At 65.8% G+C, this 6,141-nt stretch carries 6 protein-coding genes; all 6 read right to left on the bottom strand.

Features of this window, described 5'->3' with window-relative positions:
- Nucleotides 1-14 precede the first annotated feature (14 nt).
- The 6 genes from CDN99_RS24580 to CDN99_RS24605 all read right to left on the bottom strand — a co-directional run bounded on the left by CDN99_RS24580 (nucleotide 15) and on the right by CDN99_RS24605 (nucleotide 5,864).
- On the bottom strand, nucleotides 15-719 hold the full coding sequence (locus CDN99_RS24580; protein WP_158218954.1) for an HNH endonuclease: 705 nt from the start codon (nucleotides 717-719) through the stop codon (nucleotides 15-17).
- 189 nt (nucleotides 720-908) lie between these two features.
- A complete protein-coding gene (locus CDN99_RS24585) occupies nucleotides 909-1,538 on the bottom strand; it encodes a hypothetical protein (RefSeq protein WP_088387772.1) in 630 nt (209 codons plus the stop codon).
- Nucleotides 1,510-2,154 (bottom strand): DUF4123 domain-containing protein, encoded by a 645-nt coding sequence (locus CDN99_RS24590; protein ID WP_088387774.1) that lies wholly within the window; start codon nucleotides 2,152-2,154, stop codon nucleotides 1,510-1,512. The genes CDN99_RS24585 and CDN99_RS24590 overlap by 29 nt, the downstream gene beginning before the upstream one ends.
- A gap of 7 nt (nucleotides 2,155-2,161) precedes the next feature.
- Complete coding sequence (locus tag CDN99_RS24595; RefSeq protein ID WP_088387776.1) at nucleotides 2,162-2,521, bottom strand: PAAR domain-containing contractile injection system baseplate protein; 360 nt, start codon at nucleotides 2,519-2,521, stop codon at nucleotides 2,162-2,164.
- 33 nt (nucleotides 2,522-2,554) lie between these two features.
- The gene (locus tag CDN99_RS24600; RefSeq protein WP_141100973.1) at nucleotides 2,555-2,995 is read right to left on the bottom strand and encodes a hypothetical protein; all 441 of its coding nucleotides are present in this window, start codon (nucleotides 2,993-2,995) and stop codon (nucleotides 2,555-2,557) included.
- A 106-nt stretch (nucleotides 2,996-3,101) separates the two neighbouring features.
- Nucleotides 3,102-5,864 (bottom strand): type VI secretion system Vgr family protein, encoded by a 2,763-nt coding sequence (locus tag CDN99_RS24605; protein ID WP_088387780.1) that lies wholly within the window; start codon nucleotides 5,862-5,864, stop codon nucleotides 3,102-3,104.
- Between the last annotated feature and the right edge of the window lie 277 nt (nucleotides 5,865-6,141).

The following is a 6,141-nucleotide window of genomic DNA, read 5'->3' on the forward strand; positions in this document are numbered from 1 at the left end:
GGTCCTTCATGAGGTCAGAAGCGAGGGTCCTTGACGATCGAGGCCCCGCCGGTATGAGACACCCCCTGGTGGGCGGCTTGAGGGATCAATTCCATCGTCACGCCGTCTTCCTTGTGGTGCCAGGTGTGATTGGGCGGCAGCGTATCGTTCCTCATCGGGTCGGTCATGCTGTTTCCGGGCCAATGCGGGTTTCCAGTCTTCTCCCGCATCGCTTCCCTGGCGGCCTTGAAGTCCGCCCCTTGGGGCCCCTGCGAACCATTCATCGAGGGGATCTCGACGCTGCCCTTCACGACGGGTTGGCCATTGAGCGTGGCCTTCGAGTAGTCCGGATAGCCTTCCTTGTAGGGGACCTTCAGTTCCCCTTCCGCGGTCTGGCGCACGAACGTGCCGTTTCCCGGCGTGCCTTCCTTCCATTCCTGCTTCGGCGGCTTGTTCTGAGGCACGCCGTCGACCCCGTACTTCTCATGCGGCTTGCACCCCGCGCACGCATCTTCCGCTTTTTTGCGCGCGTCCCGCACGCGCTTGGCGGCCAGCTTCTTGTTGGCGAGCTTCACCGCATCGAGCTTCTTCAGCGTGCCGGCGATCGCCTCGGTCAATTCCTTCAGCTTCTTGATCGCGCGCGCGCCCTTGGCCGTCTTGGCGACGGCATCGCCCAGGTACGGGATCATCGAGACCGCCGACAGCCCGGCGCCGATCCAATCGCCCTTGGCCACGCTCATCACCGCGCTGATGCCGTCGCTGACCGGCGTCGGATCGACGATGCCGGCCGCGTCGACCGCACCCTGGGCGATTTCCCATTCCTTGCTGCTGGTCAGCTTCTGGAGTTGCGACTCCAACTTCGCCGCTTCGCCGGCATTGTTGAGTTGTCCGAGTTCCTGTCCCACGCTATCGCCCTCCCGACAGCGCGTTCAAGGACGCTTCTGCGAGAGGCCCTTGGCGGCCTCCCGGGCTTTCGCTTCCCACTCCTGGGGCGTCGTCTCGCGGCGCTTCTTGATCGCGTCCACGAGATCCTGCCTGGCCTGGTCCAACTCCTGCCGTGTCGCGGGCGGGTACGGCGCCGGTCCCCGCGACTGCTTCAAGCCGACAACCAGTTCCGCCCAGTCGTCCGCGGTCGGTTGCTCGTCCGGCCCCAGCGGCTTGGCCTTCGGCAGCGTCGGGTCGTTCCAGTACTCGCCGTCGTAGAAATCGGGCTCCGCGATCTCGCCCCACACGTCGTCGAAGTCCTCCTCGAAGAGGCGCTCCCAGCGCTCCTCGATGGAAAAGCGCTGATCCCCCAGCACGCGGGCGACGAGCGGGTGCTGATCGAAGTTGGGCGCGGACGCGAACATCACCAGCACGTACGCCATCAACTGCTCGTCGGTGGTCAGCCCATGCAGCAGCGCCCGCTTGAAGCCCCCGCGGATCGATCCGCGCAGCATGTCGTCGGTCTGGCGATAGGTGGGATGGCTCTCGCGGACCACCGCCAGCGTCTTGTCGACGAAGGCCGGCATGTCCTGCTGCAGGAGCCGATCAAATTGCGAGGCGGGAATCTGGGGCATGGGCCACCTTCTCTGGCGAGGCCGGTACGTCCGGCAATTGAATCGGGGTGAGCACGAGCCGGTCCGACGTGCCCTGCATCATGGCTCGACGCTCCGGTGTCGTGCGCACGAACACGCGGGCTTGCGCGCCCTCCTCGGCTTCGATCACGAACCATTCGAGGTGCTCGCGCAGCCAGTCGTCGAGCTGCTCGTGAGCGCAGGTCGGCAGGTAGGCGCGCATGACGCGCGGGTCGTAGAAGCGGAAGTAGGCGCGCCGATCCTTGCCCGGCAGATCCACGAACAGGAACTTGCGCAGATGCGTCAGCAGGTCGGCGGGATCCGAGCGCGAGCCGATGAAGTAGCCCAGGCTGCGACCCCACCCCTTCATCAGCAGGCCGTCCAGCACGCGGCTGCCCTGGGCGATCTGGGCCAGGTAAGGCGCGTACGGCTTGTAGATCTCGCCGGCGTGCCCGGCATACAGGCAGGTGTAGGGGCAGTCGCCTGTCTCCAACAGCTTGACGACCCCGGGATCGCGCGCGGCGTCCAGCAGCGCGAAGACCGGCGTGCCGGATCGGAACAGCAGTTCATGAAGATACTCGGCCCGCGCCGCGCGGACCGTCTGCGGCGTCTCGTCCACGCCGCGATCAGTCGATGCTCTCGACGAACGGCGCGCCCGAGGCCGCCGCGTCGATGAGGCATTTGCCCTGGGCCTTCGCGCCGATCAGCACGGTCGGGAAACCGGCCACGATCACGCCGCCGTGCGCCGTCTTGTCGCCCAGCCGCGCCGCGGGCTTGCCGCCGATGAGCACGGTCGACTCGCCTTGCGCGATCGTGTCCGGCGGCCCGACGCAGAAGGCCTTGTCGCCCTGACGGGCCGCGGGCAGCCCGCCGATCAGCACCGTCACGCAGCCCGGCGGCAGGATCGGGCCGCCGACGTGCGGCTTCGGGCCCGGGTCGACCATCGGGCAGGTATGCGGATCAGTGACGCGCGCGGCGGGTTGCATGAAGAGTCCTCGATCAGCGGGCGAGAGGAAGGGTCACCACTTCGGACCGGTGAAGAGCACCGAGCTCAGGCAGTCCGGATGGCGTTCCGCGAATCCGAAGCTGATCGACCCCCAGGCCTCCTTGCTCGACCAGTAGGTCTGCTCATCCAGGGATCGCCCGCGCGGCGCGCCGGTGATCTGCAGGCGCGGCACGCGCGCCAGCACGGCGCTGCGCGCCACGCACCGGCCGGTGATCGACAGGTTCAGGATCCACTTGTCGACGGGCTCCGTCCTGGAGACGCGCAAGCTCGCCGATTCGACTTGCGCCTCGTCGGCCAGCAGCACCGGGCCGCCCTTGAAGGCATCGAACGAACCGGTGGCGAGCTCCTCGTCCTGCACGAGCACGATCCGCAGGGCTTTCTCGATCTTGTCCTTGTCGAAGGGCGTTCGAGTCGGCAGGTAATCCACGAGGGTCCAGAGGTCGAGTTGTTTCATGATCTTGGTCTTGGCCGGAGACAGGGATTGAGCGGAGGCGATGGTGGTGGTGGCGGCGACGCAGAGCCACACCGCGGCGTGGATCCAGCGGCGCGCCCTCGGGACCTCAGGGCTTGCCCGGGAATGTCTTGTCATACCAGCCACCGTAATACTCGTTGTAGGTCGGGTTCTTGGGACCGGAAACACGTTCGCCGTTGCCGAAGGCCGAGCCGATCTTGTCTCTCGCCGAAGCCGCGTTGCCATCCTTCAGGTACTGATCGTACGCGGCGTTGTAGGAGGCGTGGTTCTGCGGATTGCCGGCGATCTTGATGTCCGGGCCGCCATTGGCCAGGATCTCCCGCCGGACCTCGATGTTCTTCATCGTGGCCGCGCCCTCGTCCGCCATCGCTCCCCCGAGATACTTCTGCTTGCTGCTGAAGTCCGGCGTGTAGTTGTACTTGGCATGTCCAACCTCGTGTGCCAGGACTTGCGTGGCCTGGGCCGGATCGTTCTTGAGGGCGCCATCGATGGTGATCACCTTGCTCTGGCGATCGGCGTGGGATCCGCCGCCGTTCGGGCCGTACTTCGTCGTCCAGCCCGCGTCCTGCAGCTCCTTCATGTCCTTCTGCAAGGTCGGCGACTTGCCGGCGATGTCGTCCACGTTCTGGCCGAGGCCGCTCGGCACGGTGGACTTGGAGTCCGGCGCCGCCACCGTCATCGCCGGTCCGGCCGGGCAGTTGATTTTCACGAGCGGCGAGTTGATGTTGATCTCGCCGGCGGTCATCGTGATGGTGCTCGCGCCGACCGCGAGGACCAGCTTCGTGCTGCCCTCGATGAAGACTTCCTTGCCCTTCTCGGTGATCTTCTGTTCGCCGACGATGGACAGCGTCTTGGCCGCGGTGATCTTGATGTTGTCGCCGGCCGAGATGGACCGGCTCTTGGCGATCTGCTCGTTGTAGGCCGCGCCGACGACGACGTTCATCAGGCCGGCCGTGTTCAGGCTGTACGCCGCGCCGACGTTGACCATGTAGCCCAGGCCGACGTTGGTCATCTTGGCCAGGCCGACGTTCTGGATGTTGGTCATCCCGACCGTCTCGGTCAGATGCTTGCCGACGTTGATCGACTGGTTCTTGCCGATCGTCGTCTTGTGGTTCTTGCCGATCGACTCCTGATGGTTCTGACCGATCGTGTTGACGCGGTTCTGGTCGACCGTGACGGTCTCGCGCCCGAAGACGTGTTCGGTGCGGTCCTGCTTGATGTCGATCTGCTCGTTCAGATCGACGGTCTCGGTGCGGTTGCCCTTGACGCGGACCGTCTCGTGACGGTCGATCGTCTTCATCCGATCCTGACCGACCCAGTGCGTCTCGTCGTTCTCGACCTCGATGTCCTGGTTCTTCTCGGCGTGGATCCAGAGCTGCTCGGCACCCTGCTTGTCCTCGAAGCGGATCGCGTTGGCGTTGCCGTAGCTGCCGCCTTTCGTGGAGCGGGTCAGGAAGCCGCTCTGCGTGGCGTTGCCGGGCAGCTCCCACGGCGGCAGGTTCTCGCCGTTGTAGGTGCGGCCGATGATGATCGGCGCGTCGGGGTCGCCCTCGATGAAGCCGACGATCACTTCCTGCCCGATGCGCGGGATGTGGATGCCGCCGAAGTTCGAGCCCGCCCAGGGATGCGCGACGCTCACCCAGCACGAACTGCGCTCGTCGCTCTTGCCGCGGCGGTCCCAGTGGAACTGCAGCTTGACTCGACCGAACACGTCCGTGTGGATCTCCTCCCCGGCCGGGCCGGTGACGATCGCCGTCTGGGGGCCGGGCACCAGGGGCTTGGGCGTGCGGCGTTGCGGGCGGTACTGCTGCGACGCCGGGATGCACGAAAAGCTGCAGCGCAGCGCCGTCTCGCCGGAGCCCGCTTCATTGGCCGCCTGGCTGAGGGTGATGTGCGTGCCCGTGATCAGGTACTGCGCGTTCTCGGCATCGCGTGGATGGCGCGTCAACGACAGCAGATGGCCCGTGTGGACGCCCTGGGCATTCGTCGTGCCGTCATGGCTCTGGAACGCGGTCTGCAGTTCATCCAGGCGGTCCTCGGCGTAGTGCGCGCCATCGGCACCGGTGATGAAACCACCCGGATAGTCGAAGACCTCGCCATTCGACAAGTCGTAGTTCCGCGGCTGGGACCGACTGGTCTCCAGATCGTTGGAGGGCCTCTGGAAGTCGTAGTCGGTGATGACGACCTTGCCGGGCTTGACGCATTCGGCGCTGCCCCAGTTCTGGACGTACTCCAGCGCCGGCGCGGCCTGCGCGCCCGAGCCGTAGAACGGCAGCGACTCGCAACCGGGCTTGGCGTCGTGCCCGCTGGCCGAGTCGCACAACACGACCTTGTGGCCGGTCTCGTCATGCTCGACGTACCAGTAGATGCCCTCGTGCTCCAGCAGGCGGGCGATGAAGTTGAAGTCGGTCTCGCGGTACTGGACGCAGTAGTTCCAGGTCCGATACGGGCGCAGCAGTTTGAACTCGTAGCGTGCGACCGGGTGGTCCTCGAAGACCTGCTTGACGATATCGGGGACCGACAGCTCCTGGAAGATCCGGCAGTCCGACGTGCGCGACAGCAGCCACAGCCACGGCTTGAGCTGCATCTCGTAGACGCAGTACTTGCCCTCGAAGCCGCGCTGCGCGAAGCGTGTGACGTAGCCGCTGAGGTAGCGGGGCGTGTCCTCGCGCAGGGCGATGGTCAGCGTCGCGGCCTTGCCGAGCAACTCGGCGGCCTGGATGTCCTTGCGCTCGCTGAGCAGTGTCAGCGTGGTGTCGCCGGCGTCGCTCAGACCCTCGCGCGAGACGCAGGAATGGACACGGAGCGTGTCGTCGGGAAGCGGGGTCTTGAGGCGGTACGGTGAGGCCATGGGTCTCGTGCGGGAGCTAGCTGACCGCACGGTAGAGGGCGACCCTCACACGGGAAAGAGGCGAAAGTCACTTTGGCCTAGAGGAGCCGATCGATGGCCTTCAGGTTCACGCTTGCAGTTGGACGGGACGCGGGGGCAGGACTTGCCCTATAGCCGGTCCCGCCGACGAAGGACCTGTCCTGAATTTTGTGTGCGAGGCATAACATGACCCGACCCCGGAGCATTTATGCCAATCGACAAACCGCTGAGCAAGACCAAGCTGAGGAACGCCGCGATA

The organism is Roseateles aquatilis, from assembly GCF_002205645.1.
Lineage (GTDB): Bacteria > Pseudomonadota > Gammaproteobacteria > Burkholderiales > Burkholderiaceae_C > Roseateles > Roseateles aquatilis.